The 23,669-nt window shown below is 72.3% G+C and carries 22 protein-coding genes; 18 read left to right on the plus strand and 4 right to left on the minus strand.

Features of this window, described 5'->3' with window-relative positions; translation table 11 throughout:
* Positions 1-142 precede the first annotated feature (142 nt).
* From I6J71_RS13625 to I6J71_RS13665, 9 genes are all read left to right on the plus strand, one after another.
* Positions 143-1,702, plus strand: coding sequence for a UDP-N-acetylmuramoyl-L-alanyl-D-glutamate--2,6-diaminopimelate ligase (locus I6J71_RS13625; protein ID WP_204097038.1), 1,560 nt, complete (start codon positions 143-145; stop codon positions 1,700-1,702).
* A complete protein-coding gene (murF, locus tag I6J71_RS13630; RefSeq protein ID WP_204095046.1) occupies positions 1,699-3,222 on the plus strand; it encodes a UDP-N-acetylmuramoyl-tripeptide--D-alanyl-D-alanine ligase in 1,524 nt (507 codons plus the stop codon). Before I6J71_RS13625 ends, murF begins: the two co-directional genes overlap by 4 nt.
* Positions 3,219-4,301, plus strand: coding sequence for a phospho-N-acetylmuramoyl-pentapeptide-transferase (gene mraY, locus I6J71_RS13635; RefSeq protein WP_204095047.1), 1,083 nt, complete (start codon positions 3,219-3,221; stop codon positions 4,299-4,301). The genes murF and mraY overlap by 4 nt, the downstream gene beginning before the upstream one ends.
* Positions 4,302-4,332: 31 nt before the next feature.
* Positions 4,333-5,736 (plus strand): UDP-N-acetylmuramoyl-L-alanine--D-glutamate ligase, encoded by a 1,404-nt coding sequence (gene murD / locus I6J71_RS13640; protein WP_239155350.1) that lies wholly within the window; start codon positions 4,333-4,335, stop codon positions 5,734-5,736.
* Positions 5,723-7,231, plus strand: coding sequence for a putative lipid II flippase FtsW (gene ftsW, locus I6J71_RS13645; RefSeq protein ID WP_204095049.1), 1,509 nt, complete (start codon positions 5,723-5,725; stop codon positions 7,229-7,231). Before murD ends, ftsW begins: the two co-directional genes overlap by 14 nt.
* The gene (gene murG / locus I6J71_RS13650) at positions 7,228-8,352 is read left to right on the plus strand and encodes an undecaprenyldiphospho-muramoylpentapeptide beta-N-acetylglucosaminyltransferase (protein ID WP_204095050.1); all 1,125 of its coding nucleotides are present in this window, start codon (positions 7,228-7,230) and stop codon (positions 8,350-8,352) included. The genes ftsW and murG overlap by 4 nt, the downstream gene beginning before the upstream one ends.
* 52 nt (positions 8,353-8,404) lie before the next feature.
* Positions 8,405-9,766, plus strand: a complete 1,362-nt coding sequence (gene murC / locus I6J71_RS13655) for a UDP-N-acetylmuramate--L-alanine ligase (RefSeq protein WP_370542209.1) — start codon at positions 8,405-8,407, stop codon at positions 9,764-9,766.
* Entirely contained in the window at positions 9,763-10,605 is an 843-nt protein-coding gene (locus tag I6J71_RS13660) for a cell division protein FtsQ/DivIB (protein ID WP_204095052.1), read from the plus strand. Before murC ends, I6J71_RS13660 begins: the two co-directional genes overlap by 4 nt.
* Positions 10,606-10,684: 79 nt before the next feature.
* On the plus strand, positions 10,685-11,518 hold the full coding sequence (locus I6J71_RS13665; protein WP_204095053.1) for an NAD(P)H-binding protein: 834 nt from the start codon (positions 10,685-10,687) through the stop codon (positions 11,516-11,518).
* Between the two features lies 1 nt (position 11,519).
* On the opposite strand, the gene I6J71_RS13670 is transcribed toward I6J71_RS13665, so the two are convergent.
* A complete protein-coding gene (locus tag I6J71_RS13670) occupies positions 11,520-12,734 on the minus strand; it encodes an MFS transporter (protein ID WP_239154790.1) in 1,215 nt (404 codons plus the stop codon).
* A 227-nt stretch (positions 12,735-12,961) separates the two neighbouring features.
* Entirely contained in the window at positions 12,962-13,396 is a 435-nt protein-coding gene (locus I6J71_RS13675) for an OsmC family peroxiredoxin (protein ID WP_204095054.1), read from the minus strand.
* A 124-nt stretch (positions 13,397-13,520) separates the two neighbouring features.
* On the opposite strand from I6J71_RS13675, the gene I6J71_RS13680 reads away from it, so the two are divergent.
* A complete protein-coding gene (locus I6J71_RS13680; protein ID WP_204095055.1) occupies positions 13,521-14,030 on the plus strand; it encodes a DinB family protein in 510 nt (169 codons plus the stop codon).
* On the opposite strand, the gene I6J71_RS13685 is transcribed toward I6J71_RS13680, so the two are convergent.
* Positions 14,017-14,157 (minus strand): hypothetical protein, encoded by a 141-nt coding sequence (locus tag I6J71_RS13685; protein WP_370542133.1) that lies wholly within the window; start codon positions 14,155-14,157, stop codon positions 14,017-14,019. The genes I6J71_RS13680 and I6J71_RS13685 overlap by 14 nt on opposite strands.
* 360 nt (positions 14,158-14,517) lie before the next feature.
* Between I6J71_RS13685 and ftsZ the strand changes: the two genes are divergently transcribed.
* The 7 genes from ftsZ (at position 14,518) to I6J71_RS13720 (ending at position 21,539) form a co-directional block, all read left to right on the plus strand.
* Entirely contained in the window at positions 14,518-15,828 is a 1,311-nt protein-coding gene (gene ftsZ, locus I6J71_RS13690) for a cell division protein FtsZ (RefSeq protein ID WP_204095056.1), read from the plus strand.
* Between the two features lie 78 nt (positions 15,829-15,906).
* Positions 15,907-16,614: a peptidoglycan editing factor PgeF gene (gene pgeF / locus I6J71_RS13695; RefSeq protein ID WP_204095057.1), complete on the plus strand. Its 708-nt coding sequence runs from the start codon at positions 15,907-15,909 to the stop codon at positions 16,612-16,614.
* A complete protein-coding gene (locus tag I6J71_RS13700) occupies positions 16,611-17,342 on the plus strand; it encodes a YggS family pyridoxal phosphate-dependent enzyme (RefSeq protein WP_204095058.1) in 732 nt (243 codons plus the stop codon). Before pgeF ends, I6J71_RS13700 begins: the two co-directional genes overlap by 4 nt.
* Positions 17,343-17,423: 81 nt before the next feature.
* Positions 17,424-18,017 (plus strand): cell division protein SepF, encoded by a 594-nt coding sequence (locus I6J71_RS13705; protein WP_204095059.1) that lies wholly within the window; start codon positions 17,424-17,426, stop codon positions 18,015-18,017.
* 114 nt (positions 18,018-18,131) lie between these two features.
* Positions 18,132-18,407 (plus strand): YggT family protein, encoded by a 276-nt coding sequence (locus I6J71_RS13710; protein ID WP_204097040.1) that lies wholly within the window; start codon positions 18,132-18,134, stop codon positions 18,405-18,407.
* Between the two features lie 52 nt (positions 18,408-18,459).
* Positions 18,460-19,308, plus strand: coding sequence for a DivIVA domain-containing protein (locus I6J71_RS13715; RefSeq protein ID WP_204095060.1), 849 nt, complete (start codon positions 18,460-18,462; stop codon positions 19,306-19,308).
* 1,547 nt (positions 19,309-20,855) lie between these two features.
* A complete protein-coding gene (locus I6J71_RS13720) occupies positions 20,856-21,539 on the plus strand; it encodes a hypothetical protein (protein ID WP_204095061.1) in 684 nt (227 codons plus the stop codon).
* Here the strand turns inward: I6J71_RS13720 and I6J71_RS13725 are convergent.
* Positions 21,536-22,279, minus strand: coding sequence for a helix-turn-helix transcriptional regulator (locus I6J71_RS13725; protein ID WP_204095062.1), 744 nt, complete (start codon positions 22,277-22,279; stop codon positions 21,536-21,538). The two genes, I6J71_RS13720 and I6J71_RS13725, sit on opposite strands and share 4 nt — an antisense overlap.
* Positions 22,280-22,344: 65 nt before the next feature.
* Between I6J71_RS13725 and I6J71_RS13730 the strand changes: the two genes are divergently transcribed.
* Positions 22,345-23,646 (plus strand): MFS transporter, encoded by a 1,302-nt coding sequence (locus I6J71_RS13730; RefSeq protein ID WP_204095063.1) that lies wholly within the window; start codon positions 22,345-22,347, stop codon positions 23,644-23,646.
* Positions 23,647-23,669 lie beyond the last annotated feature (23 nt).

Consider the following 23,669-nt stretch of genomic DNA (forward strand, 5'->3'; position numbering starts at 1 on the left):
CCTTGCGCGGGCCGCATAGCACACGCGCCGACGTACGGCGCGTTCGCCGTACCGCCTTGGGTCACCCGAACGCGCTCTCGGTAACCTCTCGGACGTGTCCGTGTCCTCGTCCCAGCCCCAGAGCGGGCCGGCTGCCTCGTCGCTGCCGGAAAGCCCGGCGAAGGCGGTCGCCGCACCGCCCCGCCCGGCCCGGATCGACCCGGTCCCGCTGGCCACTCTGCTCGCCCGTGCGGGCGCCCGGCTCATCGCCGAGTCCCCCGAGGCCGCCGACCTCACCGTCACCGGGACCACGCTGCGTGCGCAGCACGTGCTGCCGGGCGACCTGTTCGCCGGGTTGCCCGGCGCGCGCGCCCACGGCGCCGATTTCAGCGACCAGGCCGTGGCCGCCGGCGCGGCCGCCGTGCTCACCGACGCCGCGGGCGCCGAGCGGCCCGCGCTGCGCGACGCCGGCATCCCCGTCCTCGTGCACCCCGACCCGCGCGCCGCGCTGGGCGAGATCGCCGCGTGGATCTACGGCGAGCCGTCGCTGCACCTGTCCGTGCTGGGGGTCACCGGCACGTCGGGCAAGACCACGACCTCGTACCTGGTCGACTCGGGGCTGCGCGCCGCCGGGCTGACGACGGGACTGATCGGCACGGTCGAGACCCGGATCGCGGGCGAGCGGCTCGTCAGCGGCTTCACCACGCCGGAGGCGCCGGACCTGCAGGCGCTGCTCGCGGTGATGCTCGAGCGCGGCGTGACCCACGTGCCGATGGAGGTGTCGAGCCACGCGCTGGCGCTCGGCCGCGTCAACGGCACGCGGTTCGCGGTGGGCGCGTTCACGAACCTGTCGCAGGACCACCTCGATTTCCACCACGACATGGAGGAGTACTTCGCCGCCAAGTCGCTGCTGTTCGACGGCCGCTCGACCACCGAGGTCGTGGTCGTGGACAGCGCGTGGGGCCGGGCTCTGCTCACCCCGCAGACGGTGACCGTGTCGATCGAACCGGGCACCGACGCCGCGTGGCGCGCCTCCGACATCGAGCCGACGCCGGCGGGGGAGCAGACCTTCACGCTGCACGGCCCGGACGGTCTCGCGCTCGCCGCGAAGATCCCGTTGCCGGGCACGTTCAACGTCGCCAACGCCGTGCTCGCCGCCGCGATCCTCGGCAGCGCCGGGGTCGCGCCCGCCGACATCGTGACGGGCCTGGCGGCCGTCGAGGTGCCGGGCCGGATGGAGCGCGTGTACCTGGGCCAGGACTTCACCGCCGTCGTCGACTACGCGCACAAACCCGCGGCCGTCGCGCAGGGGCTCGACGCGCTGCGCGCGCGCACCGAGGGCCGGATCATCACCGTCCTCGGCTGCGGTGGCGATCGCGACACGGCCAAGCGCCCGATGATGGGCGAGGAGGCCGTGCGCCGCAGCGACGTGCTGATCGTGACCGACGACAACCCGCGCTCCGAGGACCCGGCCGCGATCCGTGCCGCGATGCTCCAGGGCGCGAGGGGCGTGGGACCCTCCCACGGCGGCGAGGTCGTGGAGATCGGCGACCGCCGCGAGGCCATCACCCACGCCGTGTCGCTCGCCCGCGCGGGGGACATCGTGTTCATCGCCGGCAAGGGCCACGAGACCGGTCAGGAGGCCCAGGGTGTCGTGCACCCGTTCTCCGACCGCGACGAGCTCGAGGCCGCCATCCGCAAGCATCTCGAGGTGAGTGCGTGATCGAGCTCAGCCTGGCCGAGATCGCCGACGTCGTCGGTGGCCGGCTGCACCGGAGCGACGGCTCCGCGGCCGTCACCGGCAGTGTCGAGTTCGACACGCGCAAAGCCGGGCCCGGCAGCCTGTTCGTCGCCCTGCCCGGCGAGCGCGTCGACGGGCACGACTTCGCCGCGCAGGCGGTCGCGTCCGGCGCCGTCGCGGTGCTGGCCGGCCGCGAGGTCGACGCCCCCGCGATCGTCGTGCCGCCACTGCCGGCGGGCCAGGCCCACGAGCGGTCGGTCGCGCTGGCCGGTGACAAGGACGGATCCGGCGCCGCCGTGCTGGCCGCGCTCGCGAAGCTGGCGCGGTTCGTCGTCGGCCGCCTCGCGGCCGAAGGCCTGACGGTCGTGGCCCTCACCGGCTCGTCGGGCAAGACCTCGACCAAGGACGTGATCGCGCAGCTGCTGGAGCCGATGGGCCCCACGGTCGCGCCGCCCGGCTCGTTCAACAGCGAGCTGGGCCACCCGTGGACCGCGCTGCGCGCCGGCCCCGACACGAAGTACCTCGTGCTGGAGATGTCCGCGCGCGGGCCGGGGCACATCGCCGAGGCCGCGGCGGTCACACCGCCGCGCATCGGGGCCGTGCTCAACGTCGGCAGCGCGCACGTCGGCGAGTTCGGCTCGCGGGAAGCCATCGCGAAAGCCAAGGGCGAGCTCGTCGAAGCGCTCCCGGACGCCGACGCGGGCGGCGTCGCCGTGCTGAACTTCGACGACCCGCTGGTCGCCGCCATGGCGAGCCGCACCACCGCGCGCGTGGTCGGGGTCGGGGAGAGCGCGTCGGCGCAGGTCCGCGCGGTCGACATCCGCCTGGACGACGAGGCCCGCGCGTCGTTCCGGCTGCTCACACCCGCCGGCGAAGCGCAGGTCACGCTGCCGCTGCACGGCGAGCACCACGTGGGCAACGCCCTGTCGGCCGCCGCGATCGCGCTGGAGCTGGGCGCGACGCCGGACGAGGTCGCGCAGCGGCTGTCCGCCCTCGAGCGCCGCTCGGCCCACCGCATGGCCGTCACCACCCGCCCGGACGGCGTCACGGTCCTCAACGACGCCTACAACGCCAACCCCGAGTCGGTGCGAGCCGCTCTGAAGGCGCTCGCATCGATGCGCCGGACCGGTCGCCGGGCGTGGGCCGTGCTCGGCGTGATGGGCGAACTCGGCGCCGACTCCGTGAGCGAGCACGACTCGATCGGCCGCCTGGTAGTACGCCTCAACATCGACAAGCTGGTCGTCGTCGGCGACGAGGCCGCGCCGATGCACCAGGGCGCCTCCCAGGAGGGTTCCTGGAACGAGGAGTCGCTGCAGGTACCCGATGGCGAGGCCGCCGTGGCCCTGCTGCATGATCAGCTCCGTCCCGGGGACGTCGTGCTGGTCAAGGCCTCCAACGCCGCCGGGCTCTGGCGGGTGGCCGAGGCGCTGCTCACCGGCGCCGAAGAAGTCTCAGAATCCCCCTCCCCGTCCTCTGAACGCTCGAACGGTGGTCACGCGTGATCAACATCCTGATCGCGGCCGCGGCGGGCCTGCTGGTCTCCATCCTGCTCACGCCCTACCTGATCCGGGTCTTCTCCCGGCAGGGCTTCGGGCAGGAGATCCGCGAAGAAGGCCCGCAGGGTCACAAGTCCAAGCGCGGCACCCCGACCATGGGTGGCGTGGCGATCATCATCGCGATGGTCGTCGGCTACTTCGTCGCGCACCTGATCAGCTGGCTCGGCGGCTCCCACAGTTCGGCGCCGTCGGCCTCCGGCCTGCTGGTGCTGATGCTGGCCGTGGGGCTGGGCGTCGTCGGGTTCCTCGACGACTTCATCAAGATCCGCAAGCAGCGCAACCTTGGCCTGAACAAGACGGCCAAGCTCGTCGGCCAGCTCGTGGTCACGGTCCTGTTCGCGGTGCTGTCGCTGCAGTTCGCCGACGAGCACGGGCTGACGCCGGCGTCGCAGAGCCTGTCGTACGTGCGCGACCTCACGCTGATCACGTTCCCGTCGGTCGTGTTCGTGATCTTCTGCTACGTGGTCATCTCCGGGTGGTCGAACGCGGTGAACTTCACCGACGGCCTCGACGGCCTGGCCGGTGGCGCGGCGGCAATGGTGCTCGCGACCTACGTGGTCATCTCGTTCTGGCAGGCGCGCCTGTCCTGCGCCGACGGCCCCGCGGCCGCCTGCTACGACGTCCGCGACCCGCTCGACCTCGCGGTGGTGGCCGCCGCCGCGACGGGTGCGTGCGTCGGCTTCCTCTGGTGGAACGCCGCGCCCGCCAAGATCTTCATGGGCGACACCGGTTCGCTCGCCCTCGGCGGGCTCGTCGCCGGCCTGTCGATGACCACCCGCACCGAACTGCTCGCCATCGTGATCGGCGGCCTGTTCATGGTCGAGATGATCTCGGTGGTCACCCAGATCGCGGTGTTCCGCACGACCCGGCGAAGGCTCTTCCGGATGGCGCCCTTCCACCACCACTTCGAGCTCGCCGGGTGGGCGGAAACCACGGTGATCATCCGGTTCTGGCTGCTGTCGGCGATCTGCTGCATGTTCGGGCTGGGGCTGTTCTACAGCGAGCAGCTCGGCGTCGGGAGCTGAGGCCTTGACCGGCAGGGAAGACAGGGCACTCGTGCTCGAGGGCCGCAGCGTCCTCGTCGCCGGCGCCGGGGTCACGGGCAAGTCGGTGGTCCCGGTCCTGCGGGAGCTGGGCGCGCACGTCACGGTCACCGACGGCAACGCCGATCGACTGGCGCAGCTGCAGGGGCTGGGGGCCGAGCTGGTTCCGGAGCTGAGCGAGCCGCCGCCCGGCACCGCGCTCGTGGTCACGAGCCCCGGCTGGCGCCCCACGTCGCCGCTGCTGGCGGCGGCGGCCGCGGCCGGCATCGAGGTGATCGGCGACGTCGAACTGGCCTGGCGCGTCGGGCAGCTGCGCGAACGGCCGCCGTCGTGGCTGGCGATCACCGGTACCAACGGCAAGACCACCACCGTCGGCATGCTCGAGTCGATGCTGCGCGCCGGCGGCGTCGACGCGGTGGCCTGCGGCAACGTCGGCTACGCGGTGCTCGACGCGGTGCGGGCCGGCCACGCGGTGCTGGCCGTGGAGCTGTCCAGCTTCCAGCTGCACTGGTCCTCGACCGTCGCGCCCGACGCGTCGGTGGTGCTCAACCTCGCCGAGGACCACATCGACTGGCACGGCTCGATGGTGGAGTACGCGGCGGCCAAGGGACGCGTCCACGAGCGCTCGCGCGTGGTCGTGCACAACGCCGACGACCCGTGGTCCACCCGCATCGCCGAGGAGCACGCGCCCGGGGGCGCCCGCCGCGTCGGGTTCCGCCTCGACACGCCGTACGCCGGTGAGCTGGGCCTGGTCGAGGACCTCCTCGTGGACCGTGCTTTCGTCGCCGATCCGGCGACCAGCGCGGAGGAACTGGCGACGGTCGCCGACGTCCGCCCCGCCGGTCCGCACAACATCGCCAACGCGCTGGCGGCCGCCGCGCTCGCGCGCGCCCACGGCGTCGGGCCCGAAGCCGTGCTGCGCGGGCTGCGCGAATACCGGCCCGCGCCGCACCGCGCGCAGGAGATCGCCGAGGTCTCCGGCGTGCGCTACGTCAACGACTCGAAGGCCACCAATCCCCACGCCGCGGCCGGTTCGCTGCACTCGCACGAGAGCATCGTGTGGATCGCCGGCGGGCAGCTCAAGGGCGCTTCCGTCGACGAACTCGTGGCGTCGATCGCCGGCCGGCTGCGCGGAGTTGTGCTACTCGGAGTCGATTCACCCGTGATCGCTGCCGCTGTCGCGCGACACGCGCCGGATGTCCCCGTGAACCGCCTCCGTCCGGGTGACCATGAACCCATGACTGCGGCGGTGGATGCGGCCAGCGCGATGGCTCGACCTGGTGACGTGGTGCTGCTCGCACCCGCCGCCGCCTCGTTGGACATGTTCCGCGACTACGGCGAGCGCGGCGACGCGTTCGCCGCGGCGGTGCGGGTCCTGGCGGGTGGCGCGGCGGGGGCGGCGGATGACGGTAGTTGACGAGAAGCAGACCCAGGACCGGCCGGAGCGGCCGCCGAGGTCTCGGCGGGAACGCAAGGTAAGCCCGTTCGTGGCGTTCCGCACGGCGCTCACGGCGTGGCTCTCGCGGCCGCTGGCGTCGTTCCACTTGGTGCTCGCCCTCACCGGGGTGCTCACGGTGATCGGCATCGTGATGGTGCTGTCCGCGTCGTCTGTCGCGTCCTACGACCCGACCACCGGCAGCGGCGTGTACTCCCTGTTCTACCGGCAGCTCCTGTTCGTGGCGATCGGCTCGGTGGTGTTCTGGGTCGGCCTGCGGATCAAGCTCGAGCGCATCCGGCGCATGTCGGCGACCATGGTCGTGATCTGCCTCGGCCTGCTGATGCTGGTGCTCACGCCGCTGGGTTCGACCGTGAACGGCTCGCAGGGCTGGTTCAAACTGGGCGTGTTCACGTTCCAGCCGGTGGAGGCCGCGAAGGTCGCCCTGGCGTTCTGGGGCGCGCACATTCTCGTGATCAAGTACAACGTGATCCACCAGTGGCGCCACCTGCTCGTGCCGGTCGTCCCGGTCGCGCTCGTGATGTTCGCCCTGGTCATGCTGCAGCCCGACCTGGGCGGCACGATCACGCTCGCGGTGGTGCTGCTGGCGCTGCTGTGGTTCGCCGGCGCGCCGAAGCGGCTCTTCGGGGTGATCTTGGCGGGTGGTCTCGCCGGCGTCCTGGTGCTGGCGATCATCGCGCCCTACCGGCTCACCCGCGTGCTGTCGTTCCTGTCGCCGGACGCCGATCTCAGCTCCGCCGGTTACCAGGCCAACCAGGCGAAGCTCGCGCTCGCCGACGGCGGCCTGTTCGGCAAGGGCCTCGGCCAGGGCGCGTCCAACTGGGGTTACCTGCCCAACGTGCAGAACGACTTCATCTTCGCCCTCGTCGGCGAGGAGCTCGGGTTCGTGGGCTGCGTCGTCGTGCTCGCCCTGTTCGCCGGGGTTGCCGTTGTGGGCTTGCGGATCGCGACGCGCAACATCGACCCGTGGATCCGGATCGTGGCGGGCACGCTGACGATGTTCCTGGTCGCGCAGGCGGCCATCAACATCGGGTACGTCGTCGGCCTCCTGCCCGTCACAGGTGTCACGCTGCCGTTGATCTCCTACGGCGGAACGTCGTTGCTCATCACGATGCTCATCATGGGGGTGCTCGCCAACGCCGCCCGGCACGAACCGGAGGCGGTGGCCGCACTGCGCTCGCAAGGCCCGGGTAAATTCGGACGCCTGCTGAGGTTGCCCGCGCCCGACCCGTACCGTCCGCCCACGACCCGCAAGGGCCAGGCCGGCCGGGGGACCGGCGCGGGGGCCAAGGCGGCCCGGCCCGCGCCACGCGCGGCCCGGCCCGCACCGGCGCAAGAGCGCCGCAGGTCGGTCCGGCAACCGGTGCGGCGCAGCAGCGCCGCCCGGACGAGCTCGGCGCGGACAACAGCGAACCGCGGTGCCAGGGGCACCGCGAACCGGAGAGGTCATTGGTGAGTAAGCCCGTCAAGGGAGCCGAGCGATCCCCCTCAGGCAAGGTGCCCGTGGTGGTCGTCGCCGGAGGTGGCACGGCAGGACACATCGAACCCGCGCTCGCCCTGGCCGACGCTGTCGTGCGGCTGCGCCCCGACGCGAAGGTGATCGCGCTCGGCACGGAGCGCGGCCTGGAGAACAAGCTGGTGCCCGCCCGCGGTTACCCGCTGGAGCTCATCCCGCCGGTGCCGCTGCCGCGCAAGCCGACGCCCGAGCTGCTGCGCCTGCCGCTGAAGGTCCGCGATTCCGTGCGCCGTACCCGCGACGTGCTCGATCGCGTCGGTGCCGACGTGGTGGTCGGCTTCGGTGGTTACGTCGCGCTGCCGGCGTACCTGGCCGCGCGCGGCCGCACGCCGATCGTGGTGCACGAGGCGAACAAGTCGCCGGGCCTGGCCAACAAGGTGGGGGCGCGGTTCGCCGCGCGCGTGGCCGTGGCCGTGCCGGGCACGCCGCTGCCGAAGGCCGAGGTCGTCGGGATCCCGCTGCGCCGGTCGATCACGTCGCTCGACCGCGCCGCGCTGCGCGCCGAGGCCCGCAAGCACTTCGACCTCGACCCCGACGCCCCCACGCTGCTGGTGTTCGGCGGCTCGCAGGGCGCGCAGTCGATCAACACCGCCGTGTCGGGCGCCGCAAAGGAGCTGGCCGAGGCCGGCGTCGGCGTGCTGCACGCCCACGGCCCGAAGAACACGCTCGTTGTCCAGGAGTTCCCCGGCAAGCCGGCGTACGTGCCGGTGCCGTACCTCGAGCGCATGGACCTCGCGTACGCCGCTGCGGACGTGGTGCTGTGCCGCTCCGGTGCGATGACCGCCGCCGAGGTGTCCGCCGTCGGGCTGCCCGCCGTGTTCGTGCCGCTGCCGCACGGCAACGGCGAGCAGGCCGTCAACGCGCAGCCGGCCGTCGATGCCGGCGCCGCCTACCTGGTGCCCGACGCCGAGCTCACCCCGGCCAAGGTGGCCGAGCTCGTGGTGCCGCTGGTGACCGACGCCGACCGGGTCGCGAAGATGAGCGCGGCCGCCGTGGGCATGGGACACCGCGAGGCCGACGAGACGCTCGCCAAGATCGTGCTGGAGGCCGCCGGTGCTTGAGCTGCCCGAACCACTGCGCCGCGCGCACCTGATCGGCATCGGGGGTGCCGGGATGTCCGGCATCGCGCGCATCCTCCTCGCCCGCGGGGCGGCCGTGTCCGGTTCGGACGCCAAGGAGTCGCGGGCGCTGCTGTCGCTGCGCGCCCAGGGCGCCGAGCTGTTCGTGGGCCAGCGCGCGGAGAACCTCGACGCGCTCGCCGAGGCGCCGTCGGCCGTCGTGGTGTCCACGGCGATCAAGGAGTCCAACCCGGAGTTCGCCGCGGCCCGTGCGCGGAACATCCCGGTGCTGCACCGCGCCCAGGCGCTGGCCGGGCTGATGGCGGGGCACCGCGTGGCCTGCATCGCCGGCACGCACGGCAAGACGTCGACCACGTCGATGCTCACCGTGGCGCTGCAGCACTGCCGGCTCGACCCGTCGTTCGCGATCGGCGGTGACCTCAACGAGTCGGGCGCCAACGCCCACCACGGCGAGGGCGGGATCTTCGTCGCGGAGGCCGACGAGAGCGACGGCTCCTTCCTCACGTACTCGCCGTCGGTCGCCGTGGTGACCAACGTCGAGCCCGACCACCTGGACCACCACGGCACCGCCGAGGCGTACGTGAAGGTGTTCACGGAGTTCGTCGGGCGCCTGCAGCCGGGTGGCCTGCTCGTGGTGTGCGCCGACGACCCGGGTGCCGCCGCGCTGGGCGACCAGGCCGCGGCCGGCGGGGTGCGCGTGCGCCGTTACGGCCGCACGGCCACCGGCGAGGAAGACGTGCGCGTGCTCGACTACAAGCCCGCGCCGGACGGCGGTGTAGTGCGCATCGCTCTCGGCGGTTCCGGCGGGGCTGACGAGCTCGACCTGCGCGTCGCGGTGCCAGGGGAGCACATGGCGCTCAACGCGGTCGCGGCGCTGCTCGCCGGCGTCGAGCTGGGTGCGCCGGTCGACGGGCTGGCCGAGGGGCTGGCCGCGTTCGGCGGCGTGCGCCGCCGGTTCGAGTTCAAGGGCCGCTCCGGCGACGTGCGCGTCTACGACGACTACGCCCACCACCCCACCGAGGTGGCGGCGCAGCTCAAGGCCGTGCGCACGGCCGCCGGCGCGGGCCGGGTGCTCGTGGTGTTCCAGCCGCACCTGTACTCGCGCACGCAGAGCTTCGCCGCGGAGTTCGCCGAGGCGCTCTCGCTGGCCGACGCGGTCGTGGTGCTCGACGTGTACGGCGCCCGCGAGGAGCCGGTGCCGGGCGTGACCGGCGCGCTGATCGCCGACCGCGTGACGAGCCCCGTGCACTACCAGCCGGCGTTCGACGTCGCAGCCGGCCTCGTGGCCGGCCTCGTAAAGCCGGGTGACCTCGTGGTGACCATGGGCGCGGGTGACGTGACGCAGCTGGGTCCGGAGATCCTGGCCGAGCTCGACCGGCGGACCGCGGGCGCATGACGTCGACCAGGGAGCGCCGCCGCTCGTCCTCGGCCGAGGACGAGCGGGACCGGGCTGCCCTGGCACGGGCTCGGCGGGGGCGGCGCTCGGAGGAGGAGCGCCGCCGCACCCGGTCGAGCCGCACGACGCGCACGTCGGCCCTGCGCGGGCGGCCGATGCGGAAGAAGGAGATCCGGCGCCGCTGGGTCGCGCTGCTGTCGGTGGTCACGATCGTGGCGCTGGGGTACCTCCTGTTCTTCAGCTCGCTGCTCGGGGTGAAGGAAGTGTCGGTGCTGGGCGCGAAAACCGTGTCCGCCGACCAGCTCCGCGGTGTCGCGGCCGTGCCGGTCGGCAAACCGATGCTGCTGCTGGACGTCGACGGCATCCGCGACCGCGTGGCCCGGGTGCCGGACGTCGCGACCGTGGACGTGTCCCGCTCGTGGCCCAACACCGTCGAGATCTCGGTGACCGAACGCACGGCCATCGCCTTCTTCGACAGCGGCCCCGGTGGTGACGGCGTTCACCTCGTCGACGGCGGCGGTGTGGTCTTCAAGACCGTCACCGCGCGCCCGGTAGGGCTCCCGGAGCTCAAGCTCCCGAAGGTCTCGGTCGACGACCCGGTGACCCGCGCGGTCACCGCGGTGCTCGGTGTGATCCCCGCGGAGCTGCGCAAACAGGTTACCTCGGCCACGGCGCAGACCCCGGCCAGCGTGCAGTTCACCTTGACCGACGGCAAGATCGTCCGCTGGGGCGATGCCGACAAGACCGACCGCAAGGCGAAGGTCCTGGCCGCCCTGCTCACCCAGAAGGGCAAGGTCTACGACGTGTCGGCACCCGAGCTGCCGACGATCTCGTCCTGACGTTCTTCCTGGCGCGCACTTCTCCGTATACTGTACGCTGTTTTATCTCCGTACGCCATACGAGGAAAGTGGGGGTGACATGACGGTCCTGGTGACGGGCGCGACCGGCAACGTCGGGCGGCTCGTGGTCGACGAGTTGCTGGCGCGGGGCGTGCCGGTGCGGGCGCTGACCAAGGATCCGGCGCGCGCGAAGCTGCCCGACGGCGTCGACGTGGTCGTCGGGTCGCTCGCACGGCCCGCGACGCTGCCGGCGGCGCTGGCGGGGATCGAGCAGGTGTACCTGGCGCCGATGGCGCGCACGGTCGCGCGGTTCTGCGAACTGGCCGCCGACGCCGGGGTGCGGCGGGTGGTGGCGCTGTCGGGCAGCAGCGTCGGGGACGAGACCGCGGGGTCGAGCGGCCCGGAGTTCGCGGCGGTCGAGGCGGCGGTGCAGCAGGCGGGGTTCGAACGGACGTTCCTGCGCCCGGGCGTGTTCATGATGAACTCGCTCGGCTGGGCGCATTCCGTGCGCACACACGGGGAAATCCGCTCGGCGCATGCGAAGGCGACGCAGACACCGATCGATCTCGCCGACATCGCGGCCGTCGCCGCGCACGTGTTCACGACGGACGGGCACAGCGGGCGCACGTATGTCCTCAGTGGACCGGAAGCGCTCACGCTGGAAGAGATGGCGGCGACCATCGCGCGGGCGCTGGGGAAGGACGTGCCGTTCGTCGAGCTCACGCGCGGGCAGCAGCACGCCGAGTGGGTCGACCTGGGAATGCCCGCCGAGATCGCCGGCTGGCTGCTCGACGGGTTCGCGGCCGCGGAAGCGGACCCGCAGGAGCCGACGGGCGTCACGGAGGAGCTGCTCGGCCGCCGTGGCGTGACCTACGCGGAGTGGGCGGCGGCGCACACGCGCGCGTTCTCCTGAGTCAGTGGTCGGCCGCGCGTCGTTCGGTGGTCCACCACAGCAGCGTGATCAGCGGGATCGCGGCGCCGAACACCGACACGGCCGGCCACCCGCCCAGGTGGTAGGCGACCGAGCCGATCTCCGACCCGAGCGCGCCGCCCACGAAGAACGTGGCGAGGTAGATGCTGTTCACACGGGCGCGGGCGGTGGGGTCGAGCGCGTAGATCACGTGCTGGCCCGACACCATCGTCGTCTGCACCGCCATGTCGAGGGCGACGGCGGCCACGGCCAGCAGGATCACGCTGTGCGACCCGAACCCGCCGATCGCGAACGAGGCCGCGCACAGCAGGAACGCCGCGCCGGTGGCCACGCGGCCGTGGCCGTGGTCGGCCCAGCGCCCGGCCAGTGGCGCGATCGCGGCCCCGGCCGCACCGACGAGCGCGAAGAGACCGACGCCCAGTTGTGAGTAGTGGAACGGCGCGGAGGTGAGCACGAACGCGATCGTCGTCCAGAACGCGCTGAACACCCCGAACATGGCGGCCTGGTACAGCGCGCGGCGGCGCAGCGCCGGGTGGTCGCGGGCGAGCCGCAGCGTCGAGCGCAGCAGTTCTCCATAGTGGACGGAGGTTTTCGGAGCTCGGCGTGGGAGACCGAACCGCAGCGCCACGGCGAGCACGGCCATCAGCCCGGCCGAGATCAGGAAGACGACGCGCCAGCTCGTGACTCCGGCGAGCAGGCTCGCCGCGACGCGCGAGAGCAGGATGCCGAACAGCAGCCCGCTCATCACGCGCCCCACGATGCGCCCGCGCGCGTGGTCGGGGGACAGGTCCGCGGTGAGCGGGATGAGGATCTGCACCACCACCGACGTCGACCCGGCGATCAGCGACGCGATCAGCAGCACGGAAAACTGCGGCGCGAGGCCCGTCGCGACGAGCCCCGCGCACGTGATGGCCAGCAGCAGTGAGACGAGGCTGCGGTTCTCCACGCGGTCGCCCAGCGGGACGATCAGCAGCATGCCCGCCGCGTAACCGATCTGGGTGGCGGTGACCACACCGCCCGCGGCGGCCTCGCCCACGCCGAACGCCTCGCGCAGCTCGTTGAGCAACGGCTGGGCGTAGTAGAGGTTCGCGACCGTGAGTCCACATGAGACGGCCAGCAACAGCACGAGCCACGCGGGTGGCGTCTGTTGCTGCTGCTGTGCGGCGGGTGACGGGGTCACGGCTTCGGGCTGGGCCACGGACACCTCGTTCTCGGAAACCGGATGAACCGGTACCCGAGTCTAACAGCCGGTCACCGCGGGTCCGCCCGGTTCGGGGGTGATCTGCGCGACCCCCGATCCGGGGACGACCCGCCGCCTTTCACCCGTGCTGTCCGGCTTTTCCGGAGCCCGATCCATCCACGGTGGACAGTTTGAAGGCCGCCTCGGGGCGATCCGGAGCGGCCTTCGGTGGAGCGCGCCGGGGCTCAGGCGAGCGCCGCGTCCAGGGTGATCGTGGTCCCGGCGAGGGCCTTGGAGACCGGGCAGGTCTTCTCGGCCGTCTCGGCGAACTCCGCGAACTGCTCGGGCGTGACGCCGTCGAGCTTGGCGCGCAGGGTGATGGCGATGCCGCTGATCTCGAAGCCGCCGCCCTGGGCCGGGCCGAGGGTGACCTCCGCGGAGACGTCGATGAAGTCCGCCTCGAGCTTCTGGGCTTCCAGCACGCCGGACAGGTTCATCGCGAGGCACGAGGAGTGGGCGGCGGCGATGAGCTCTTCCGGGCTGGTCTGGCCGTCGGGGCTGCCGGCGCGGGTCGGGAACGACACGTCGAACGTGCCGGCGTTGGACGAGTCGAGCGTGACCTCGCCCTTGCCCTTCTGCAATCCGCCGGTCCAGTGGGTGGTGGCGTCACGGCTGGGCACAACTGCCTCCTAGAGGTGGTTCTTCCGCGGTTTTCGGAACGTCTGAATCTCAACGTAGTGCGCAATTAAGTTGTGTGCAAGCTAGTGTGAAAAAAAGTTTGCCCGGTGCGGCAGGCTGCACTCCGTGACCACTCAGCCCGTACGCCCCGACCCGCCGATGAACGCCGACGAGCGCACCCAGCTCACCGGCTTCCTCGACTTCCTGCGTGCGAGTGTCGCCTGGAAGTGCAGCGGCCTCACCGACGAACAGGCCCGCCGCACGCACGTGCCCAGCGAGCTGACCACGATCGCCGGGCTGCTCTCGCACCTCACGCTCGTCGAGGCCTACTGGTTCCGCGTGGTCCTCGACGGCCGGCCCGACGAGTGGGACGAAGCGCTGGCACTCGACCGCGACGCCGAGTTCCGCGTCGCGCTCGAGACCCCGATCGAGCAGCTCATCGCCGCCTACGAGGCCGAGACCGCACGCTGCCGCGAGGTCGTGCAAGCGCGCGAGTTCACCGACACCGTGCTGTTCAAGGGCGCGCGGCCGCTCACCGTGCGCTGGGTCGTCACGCACATGATCGAGGAGACCGCCCGCCACCTCGGGCACCTCGACCTGCTGCGCGAGCTGACCGACGGGCTCACCGGCGAGTGAGCCGCTTCGGCGGCAGCGGCACGAACCCGCTCGTGCGCTCCACGTAGGCCGCGTAGCCGGGCCGGTTGCGGGTGAGGCTCTTCTCCGGCTTCGGCTTGCCGGTGCCGTGCGCGAGCGGGTAGGTCATGGCGATCGGCGACAGGATCGTCGCCGAACCCGGTAGCCATCAGCGTCGAACAGGCCGGTGGTTCGCCCACCGGGAAGCCGTCGGACGACGTCGTCCTCGTGATGCCCATGCCCGCGTGAGGTGGCTGCATAGCAGACGGGTGGATCACCGCGAGCTCGGGTTCCCGCGTTTGCGCACTTGTTCGCGTTGTGGCAAAACACCTTTGCCGCACACGGCGTGGCTACTGGATTAGTGCCTGCCCGGTGCCTACCGTCCTGCTCTAACGCCGGTGGTTGACATAACTCTCATTCTCGACTTGAGGGTGAGGGTTGCGGCCCCGGCGCGCAGTACGAGCACATCACGATCAGGAAGGCGGACCCGATGACGCCCCCGCACAACTACCTTGCGGTGATCAAGGTCGTCGGCATCGGCGGCGGCGGCGTGAACGCCGTGAACAGGATGATCGAGGTCGGCCTCAAGGGTGTCGAGTTCATCGCGGTGAACACCGACGCGCAGGCACTGCTCATGTCCGACGCCGACGTCAAGCTCGACATCGGCCGGGAACTGACCCGCGGCCTCGGTGCCGGCGCCGCCCCCGAGGTGGGGCAGAAGGCCGCCGAGGACCACCGCGAGGAGATCGAAGAGGTCATCAAGGGCGCCGACATGGTGTTCGTGACCGCCGGCGAGGGCGGTGGCACCGGCACCGGTGGCGCCCCCGTGGTCGCGCAGATCGCCCGCAAGCTGGGCGCGCTGACGATCGGCGTGGTGACCCGCCCGTTCACCTTCGAGGGCAAGCGCCGCGGCAAGCAGGCCGAGGACGGCATCCAGCAGCTGCGCAACGAGTGCGACACGCTGATCGTGATCCCGAACGACCGGCTGCTGCAGCTCGGCGACATCGGGGTGTCCCTGATGGACGCGTTCCGCTCGGCCGACGAGGTGCTGCTCTCCGGTGTCCAGGGCATCACCGACCTGATCACCACACCCGGTCTGATCAACCTCGACTTCGCCGACGTCAAGAGCGTCATGTCCGGCGCGGGTTCCGCGCTCATGGGCATCGGCTCGGCGCGGGGCGAGGGCCGCGCGATCCAGGCGGCGGAGAAGGCGATCAACTCGCCGCTGCTGGAGGCGTCGATGGACGGCGCCCACGGCGCGCTGCTGTCGATCGCGGGTGGTTCGGACCTCGGCCTGTTCGAGATCAACGAGGCCGCGTCGCTGGTTCAGGAGTCGGCGCACCCCGACGCGAACATCATCTTCGGCACGATCATCGACGACTCCCTCGGCGACGAGGTCCGCGTCACGGTGATCGCGGCCGGCTTCGACGCCGGCGCGCCCACGCACAAGAAGCTCGACCCGCCGGCCTTCGGCTCGCGCTCGGGCGGCGGCACGGCGTCGGCCTCGGCCGGGCACGTGGGCGGCGCGCAGCCGCCCGCCGGTCCGCCGTCGGGTGGCGCCACGCCGGTACCGCCGGCGGGCAGCGGTGGGTATCCGGTGGCGCCGCCGCGCGCGCAGCCGCCGCTGCCGCAGCCGGGTGGCACCCCGCCGGGCGGGCTGCCCCAGCCGGGCGGCGGTTCGCGCGGCTACTCGCCGATCGGCTCCGGGCCGGCGTCCGGCAGCCTGCCGAGCCGCCCGGCGACGGTGCACGACGACCCGACCGACGACGAGGTCGACGTCCCGCCGTTCATGCGCCGCTAGCGCTCGTTTCGTCGCGAAGGCCACCCCGCGCCGCCCTCGGCCGGGGTGGCCTTCGGCGTTCTTTGGAAGGATGGCGGGGTGCGAGTACGACGAGTCGTGACGACCAGGGCGGGCGGGGCTTCCCGGCCGCCGTACGAGAGCTTCAACCTCGGGGACCACGTCGGCGACGACGAGGGCGACGTGTACGCCAACCGCAAGCGGCTGGCGACCGAGCTCGGGCTCGCCGAGGACCGCCTGGCGTGGATGGAACAGGTGCACGGCCGCACGGCCACCGTCGTGGACGGCACCGAGACCAAGGCGGCGGAGGCCACCGACGCCCTCGTCACGGCGTCGCCGGGGGTGGCGCTCGTGGTGCTGGTCGCCGACTGCGTGCCGCTGCTGATGGCCGACCCTGAGGCGGGTGTGGTGGCCGCGGTGCACGCCGGCCGCGTGGGCGCGCGCATCGGCGTGGTCCCGGCCGCGGTGGCGGCGATGCGCGACCTGGGCGCCGAACCGGCCCGCACGGAGGTGCTGCTCGGCCCGGCCATCTGCGGCGCCTGCTACGAAGTCCCGGCCGACCTGGCCGCGGACGTCGAGAAGCACGTGCCCGGCAGCGCCTGCAAGACCCGCCGGGGCACCGCGGGTCTCGACCTGCGCGCGGGGCTGTACCGCCAGCTCGCCGAGCTCGGCGTCGGCCGGATCGGCGTGGACCCGCGCTGCACAGCCGAGGACAAGACGCTCTTCAGCTACCGCCGCGACGGGACCACCGGCCGGATCGCCGGCATCACGTGGCTGGAGGCCGAGTGAGCGAGGCGCGCCGCGAGGAGCTCAAAGCGTCGCTCGCCGCCGTCGAGGATCGGATCACCGCCGCCTGCGAGGCCGCCGGGCGAGCGCGCGAAGACGTGCGCCTGCTGGGCGTCACGAAGACCTTCCCGGCGCCCGACGCGGCGCTGCTGGTCGAACTGGGACTGCGGAACCTCGCCGAGAACCGGGACCAGGAGGCCGGGCCGAAGGCCGCCGAGGTGGCCGAGCTGAGCCCCGGTGCGCCGCCGCGCTGGCACATGGTCGGGAGCCTGCAGCGCAACAAGGCGCGGTCGGTGGTCCGCTGGGCGGCGGAGGTCCAGTCGGTCGACTCCGCGCGCCTGGCCGATGCGCTGGGCCGTGCGGCGGGCAACGCGCGGGAAGCGGGGGAGCGCACGGATCCGCTCGACGTGCTGATCCAGGTGAGCCTCGACGGCGACCCGGCGCGGGGCGGCATCCCCGTCGCCGACGTCCCGGCGCTGGCCGAGCACATAACTCGCGTGGGTGAGCTGCGGTTGCGCGGTGTGATGGCCGTCGCGCCGCTGGCCGAGGATCCGGGCAGCGCTTTTGCCCTGCTTGCCCAGGTCTCGCACCGACTTCGGGAAGATCACCCGAATGCCGCAGAAGTCTCCGCCGGGATGAGCCATGATCTCGAACAGGCGATCACGCACGGCTCGACCTGTGTGCGTGTCGGAACCGCGTTGCTCGGTGGGCGCGGTTTAGCCTCGCCGTAGGGAGTCCAAGCCGGTCGTCACGTTTTGTGTTCGGCCGGGTGGGGTAGCACGGTGCGGGAGCGGCTAGGGCTAGGGAGAGGCATGAGCGCGCTGCAGAAGCTGAAGGCCTACTTCGGGATGGTGCCCGCAGACGAAGACGGCTACGACGTCGAGGACGACGACTACCGTCGTGACTACGACGACGAGTACGACTACGAAGAGCCGCCGGCCCGGTCGCGTTCACGGTACCGCGACGCCGCGGACACGTACGACGAGCCTGTCGCCCGGGCTCGCTCACGCCCGGTGACCGCTTCGGAGCCGGCGACGCACGGGGCGCTGGCCGTGGACCGGCAGCCCGAGCCCGTCGCCCGGCTGCGGCCGGTCACGGAGCCCGTGCGCCCGCCGTCGCGCGACCCGCTGAGCCGGATCACCACCCTGCACCCGACGAGCTACGTCGAAGCGCGGGCGATCGGCGAGCACTACCGCGAAGGCATCCCCGTGATCATCAACCTCACGGAGATGGAGAACGCGGACGCCAAGCGGCTCGTCGACTTCGCCGCAGGGCTCGCGTTCGCGCTCCGGGGGTCGATGGACAAGGTCACCAACAAGGTGTTCCTTCTCTCACCGCCGGATGTGGACGTGACGGCCGAGGACCGCCGGCGGATCGCCGAGGGCGGGCTTTTCCTGCGCGGCTGAAGCCGCTGGACCGCTGGGCGCAGCCAGACGTGATTTTGTCGACTCGGCGGCACGCCGGGCACGCTGGCTGCGACTTCGCGGGGCGCCCCCCGCTAGAGTGGTCGCGTGAACGCTGTGTGGCTGGTGATCTGGTACGTGCTGTTCGCCTTCTGGCTTCTGCTGACGGCGCGTATTGTGATCGAGCTCGTGCGCACCTTCGCGCGCGAGTGGCGTCCCGCCGGAGGGGTTGCGGTGACGCTCGAGACCATCTACACAGTGACCGACCCGCCGGTTCGTCTGTTCAGGCGAATCATCCCGATGGTTCGGATCGGCGGGATGGGACTGGACTTATCGATTATGGTGCTGCTGTTGGTTGTGTTCTTCGCGATGCAACTGGCAACTCCCAGGTGATCGGGGAAACTTGGGTGGATCCTGCAGGCCATGGAGTGCGTGAGGTGATCTGATGTCGTTGACCCCCGCTGACGTGCATAACGTCGCGTTCAGCAAGCCGCCCATCGGCAAGAGGGGCTACAACGAGGACGAGGTGGACGCGTTCCTCGACCTGGTGGAGACCGAGCTTGCCCGCCTGATCGAGGACAACAACGAGCTGCGCCAGCAGGTCGAGCAGCTCGACGCCGAGCTCGAGTCGACCCGGAGCGAGCTCGAGAACGCGAAGGTGAGCGGTCCTCCACCGGTGCGGGACGAGCCGTCCCGCCGGCTGGCCCCCGTGCCGCCGCCCGCCTCGGCCATGGAGCAGACGCAGGCCCACTCGATGGTCGGCGACAGCGGCGAGCCGAATGTGCAGGCCGCGAAGGTCCTGGGCCTGGCCCAGGAGATGGCCGACCGGCTGACCGCCGAGGCGAAGACCGAGTCCGACGGCATGCTGGCGGAGGCGCGGACGAAGTCCGAGCAGCTCCTGTCCGACGCCCGGGCGAAGTCCGACTCCATGGTCAACGAGGCGCGCACCCGCGCCGAGACCATGCTGAACGACGCGCGCACGCGCGCCGAGACGCTCGAGCGCCAGGCACGCGACAAGGCGACCACGCTGGAACGCGAGTCGCAGCGCAAGTACACCGAGACCATGAACAACCTGAACGCCGAGAAGGGCGCTCTGGGCAAGAAGATCGAGGAACTGCGCACCATCGAGCGCGAGTACCGCACCCGCCTGCGGGGCTTCCTCGAGTCCCAGCTGCGCGAACTCGACGACCGCGGCTCCGCGGCCCCGGCCTCGGCGTCGTCCGGCTCCAGCCAGTCCACCGGCTCCAGCAGCGGCCAGGGCTACTCGTTCGGCCCGCGCGCCGAAGCCGGCTGAGCTTCTCCCCGCGCGTGACGCCCCGCCCGATCCCGACCCAGGATCCGGCGGGGCTTCGCCGTGCCCACCCCTCACCGGCATCGGCGGGCGCAGTTTCGGCGTTGTCGGGCTCCGGCTGTGGCTGGAGCTGTGGTTTTGATCTGTCGTGAGGCTGGCGAGGACCCGAGTTGTGCGGCCTGCTGGCGTGGTTTCGGTGCGTCGTCGCAGCTCTGGCAGCGGCTGGAGCTGTGCGCTCAGTCTGCTCGCTGCGGCTGGCAGGGGCCGCGAGTTGATCGGCCCGCTGGCTTGGTCTCGGCGCTGTCCGGCTCCGGCGGCGGCTCTGGGTGGGGCCGCAGGTCGTGCGGCCTGCTGACTTGGTGTCGGCGCAGTCCGGCTTCGGCGGCGGCTGGAGCCGTGCTCTTGGTGGCCTCGCTCAGGCTGGCCCGGCGCCGCGAGTTGATCGGCCTGCTGGCGTGGGTTCGGCGTTGCCGGGCTCCGGTAGCGCCTGGAGCTGTGGTTTCGGCCTGTGGTGAGGCTGGCGGGACCCGAGTTGCGCGGCCTGCTGTCCAGCTTCGGTACCGTCCAGCTCTGGCGGCGGCTGGAGCTGTGTCTTTGGTCTGGCTGCGGCGGCAGGAGCGGCGAGTTGACCGGGCCCGCTGGCTTGGTTTCGGCGCTGTCGGGTATCGGCAGTGGCTGGAGCTGCGGTTTCGGTCTGTGGTCGGGCCGGCTGAGGTTGACAGCGTGCGTGACGGCGGACCCGTGTCGCCGAGCCTATTGAGTTGGCGGTGGGTGTCTTGCTCGGCCACCTGTCGGAGTGTGTCTTCGGGGCCTGCGCCGGTTGCGGTTCCTCAAGGCCACGCCACTGTGTGGCGTTGACCGGGCATTCTCCATTTCTGTAACCGGGTGATCGCAAATCGTGGTGATAGTTTCGTGATCCGCCGTGATGTGCAGCGGCTATCGGTGATCGAATGCGCACGGAATGCAGTGGCGCGTTTTGGCAAGTGGCTGTTCGTGCTTCGCGAGTGCCCCTTCGGGCCGATCTCGATCAGCAGTTTTCCGGCCTCGTCCAGGCGATTTCCTGGTGCGGGCGGAGGCGAGTGCGGCCATCGGTAGCCCGCACGGTTACGCGAGGGTCGCCCGGCGTCGCCGTGAAGCCCCGATCGCCTGCCGATCGCCGGGCGGCGCTTCCCGCGCGGCGGGCGTGGACCGGGTCCCGATGAGCGGGCACACGGGCCTCCAGGGAGCGGCCTGCGCGCAGCGGGTCGCCGTCGGCGGGCGTCCCCCCACGGTGACCCGCCGCGCGGACTCACCCGTCCCACCCGTGCGCGCCGGTCGGCATCGAGTGCCTTGCCCGCTGCTGCGCCGGGTCGCCGTCGGCGGACGCGCGGCCGCCGGCCCGGTGCCACCTCGCCCATGGGTAACCGTGCGTGATCTCGAAGGGTCCCACGCGAGGCCGCCTGGCCTGGGTGGTCTTGACGTCGCCGGGTGGACACGGACGGGAGCCGGTGGGGTACCCGGCGTGGGCGGGTCGTGCCGGGGGACGCGGGTTTCGCGTGCTGTAATTCAGCGTGCTCTACATCGTCCTCGTTCTGGTGCTGGCGGCGCTCGCGCTGCTCGTCACGGCGCTCATCACCGCCGGCTCGCTCTGGGCCTGGGTGTCGATCGGCCTGTCGGTGCTGGCCGGGTTGCTGCTGCTCGCCGACTGGCTGCGCAGGCGCAACCGCCCGGAGCCCGCGCCCACGAAGCCGGCCGCCGAGGAGAGCGCGGAAAAGGAGAACGCGGAGAAGAAGGACGTCAAGGGCGGTGACGGCGAGCAGACCGCCCTGCTGCCCTCGACCGGGCAGCTCGGTGCCCCGGCCGACCTCCCCGAGCCGGCCGGCGAGCCGGAGCCACAGGCTGAACCGGCATCGGAGCAGGCCGAAGCCGCGACCGCCGAACCTGCAACAGCGGCCCAAACCACCACAGAACCGGCCGCCGAAACCGCAGCAGCCGAGGAGACGGCCGACCCCGGCCGCGATGTCCCGCCGGCCGAGGAGGAGACGAGCGCGGACGACCTCGCGGTCGTCAAGGAGCTCGGGGTCGAGGTCGTCGTGGTGGACGAGTACCCGCGTTACCACCTGGTCGACTGTCCGTGGCTCTCCGGTCGCGACGCGATTCCCCTCGGCGTCGGCGAGGCGCGCCAGCTCGGGTTCACGCCGTGCGGCCGCTGCGGCCCCGACGCCGTGCTCGCCCGAGCCCACCGCAGGCGTTAGATCCCCAGCACGTCGCCCAGCACCGAGCGCCCCGACGGCGTCAGCCGCACCGCGCGGTGGGCGTCCGTGCGGCGGCGGAGCCAGCCGGCGTCGAGCAGCCGCCCCAGCACGGCCGCTCCGAGCGCACCCGCCAGGTGGTGGCGCTGCTCGCTCCAGTCCAAGCAGAAGCGCAGCAGCGGGCGCCGCGCCGAAGAAGCCGCGGAAACGTCCACGCCCAGTTCGCCGAAGACCTCCGAAGCCGCCGGCCCCAGCGCGTACGGGTGATCGGGCAGCTGCGCGGAAAGCGCGTCACCCGGGCGCCGCGCCGTCGTCGGGTCACCGTCCACAGTGACCAGTGCGTGCCGCACCACGAGCGCCGCCGTGATCGCCACGCCGAGCTGCCCCGCGACGTGGTCGTAGCACGTCCGCGCCGAGCGCAGCGCCTGCGCGCGGGTGCCCTCCCGCAGGGACCGCACCGGCCGCGCGGGGGAGAACCGGGCCAGCGTCTCCAGCAGTTCCGGCGCCGCGCCCGTCAGGCGGTAGAAGCGGTGCCGCCCGGAGCGTTCGGCGGTCACGAGTCCCGCGGCCAGCAGCTTGGCCAGGTGCGCGCTCACGCCCTGCGCCGACAGCCCCGCCTCCCCGGCCAGCACGGACGCCGCCAGCGCCCGCCCGTCACCCAGCGCGAGCAGCACCCGCACGCGCGCCGGGTCCGCGAACAGGGCCGCGGTGCGGGCGATGTCGACGTCTCCTCCGGTCGCCATGTTCCCAGGGTGCACCCGGCACACTTCCACCGCGACGGAAGCGTCCGCGAGGTCCACTGGCGGACATGCGACCGGCTCTGCTGATCACCCTGTGCACCGGGATGTTCCTGGTGCAGCTCGACGTCACCGTCGTCACCGTGGCCCTGCCCGCGCTCGGCGAGCACCTGCACGCCGGAGTCGGCGCGTTGCAGTGGGTCGTCGACGGCTACTCCGTAGTCCTCGCCGCGCTGCTGCTCACGGGCGGCGCGCTCGGCGACGTCCTCGGGCACCGCGGCGTGGTGCTCACCGGGTTCGCGGTGTTCGGCGCCGCCTCCGCTGCGTGCGGGCTCGCGCAGTCGGCTCCGTGGCTGGTCGCCGCCCGTGCCGTGCAGGGCGTCGGCGCGGCGCTGCTGCTGCCCGGCACGCTCGCCGTGATCAACCGGGAGTGTCCCGACCGCCGTACGCGCGCCCGGGCCCTCGGGATCTGGGCCGGGGTGTCAGCGCTGGCGCTGCCCGCCGGGCCGTTGCTGGGCGGCGCGCTCGTCGCCGTCGCCGGGTGGCGGCCGGTGTTCCTGATCAACGCGCCGATCGTCGCTGCGGCGACGATCGCCATCCGGAAGCTGGTCGCGCCCGGCGTCCGCAAACCGGGGTGCGTGGATCTTCCCGGCGCCGCGACGGCCGCGCTCGGCCTCGGCTCCGGCGTCTACGCCGTCATCGGCCGGCAACCCGTGGCCGTCATCCCGGCCGTCCTCGCCGCCGCGGCGTTCGTCCTGATCGAACACCGGTCGGCAGACCCGATGCTGCCGCTGGGCCTCCTGCGTTCGCGCCGGACTGCCGGAGCCAATGCGATCTCCGCGGCGATGAACTTCGCCGGCCTCGGCTCGATCCTGGTCTTCACTCTGTACCTGCAGCGCGTGCTGAACTTCCCGCCACCGGTCGCGGGGCTCGCGATGCTCCCGCTGTTCCTGACGCCGGCCCTGCTCGGTCCCCTCAGCGGTCGGCTCGCCGCGAAGTTCGGCACGCGCCCGCCCATCGTCGCCGGGCTCCTCCTCGGGGCGGTGGGCCTGTTCGCTCTCCTGCGCGCCGGCACCACGGGTTACGCCACTGTCCTGCCGGCCCTGCTCGGCCTCGGCGCCGGCCTGGGGTTGCTCACCGCCGCCGTCGTCACCGCTGCCGTCGACGGGGTACCGGCGGAACGCGCGGGCATCGCCGGCGGCGTGAACAACGCGGCGCGCCAGGCCGCGGGCGCGCTCGGGGTCGCCGTTTTCGGTGCTGTGGCAGGGGATCCGGCGCACGCCGGCACGTTCGTCCACGGGCTGCACCTGCTCGGCGCGGCCGCCGGCGCGCTGTGGCTCGCGGCGGCCGTGCTCGCCGTTCGCACGACCTGAGGCCGGGGCACCCGGAACCTCGC

Source organism: Amycolatopsis sp. FDAARGOS 1241 (assembly GCF_016889705.1).
GTDB lineage: Bacteria > Actinomycetota > Actinomycetes > Mycobacteriales > Pseudonocardiaceae > Amycolatopsis.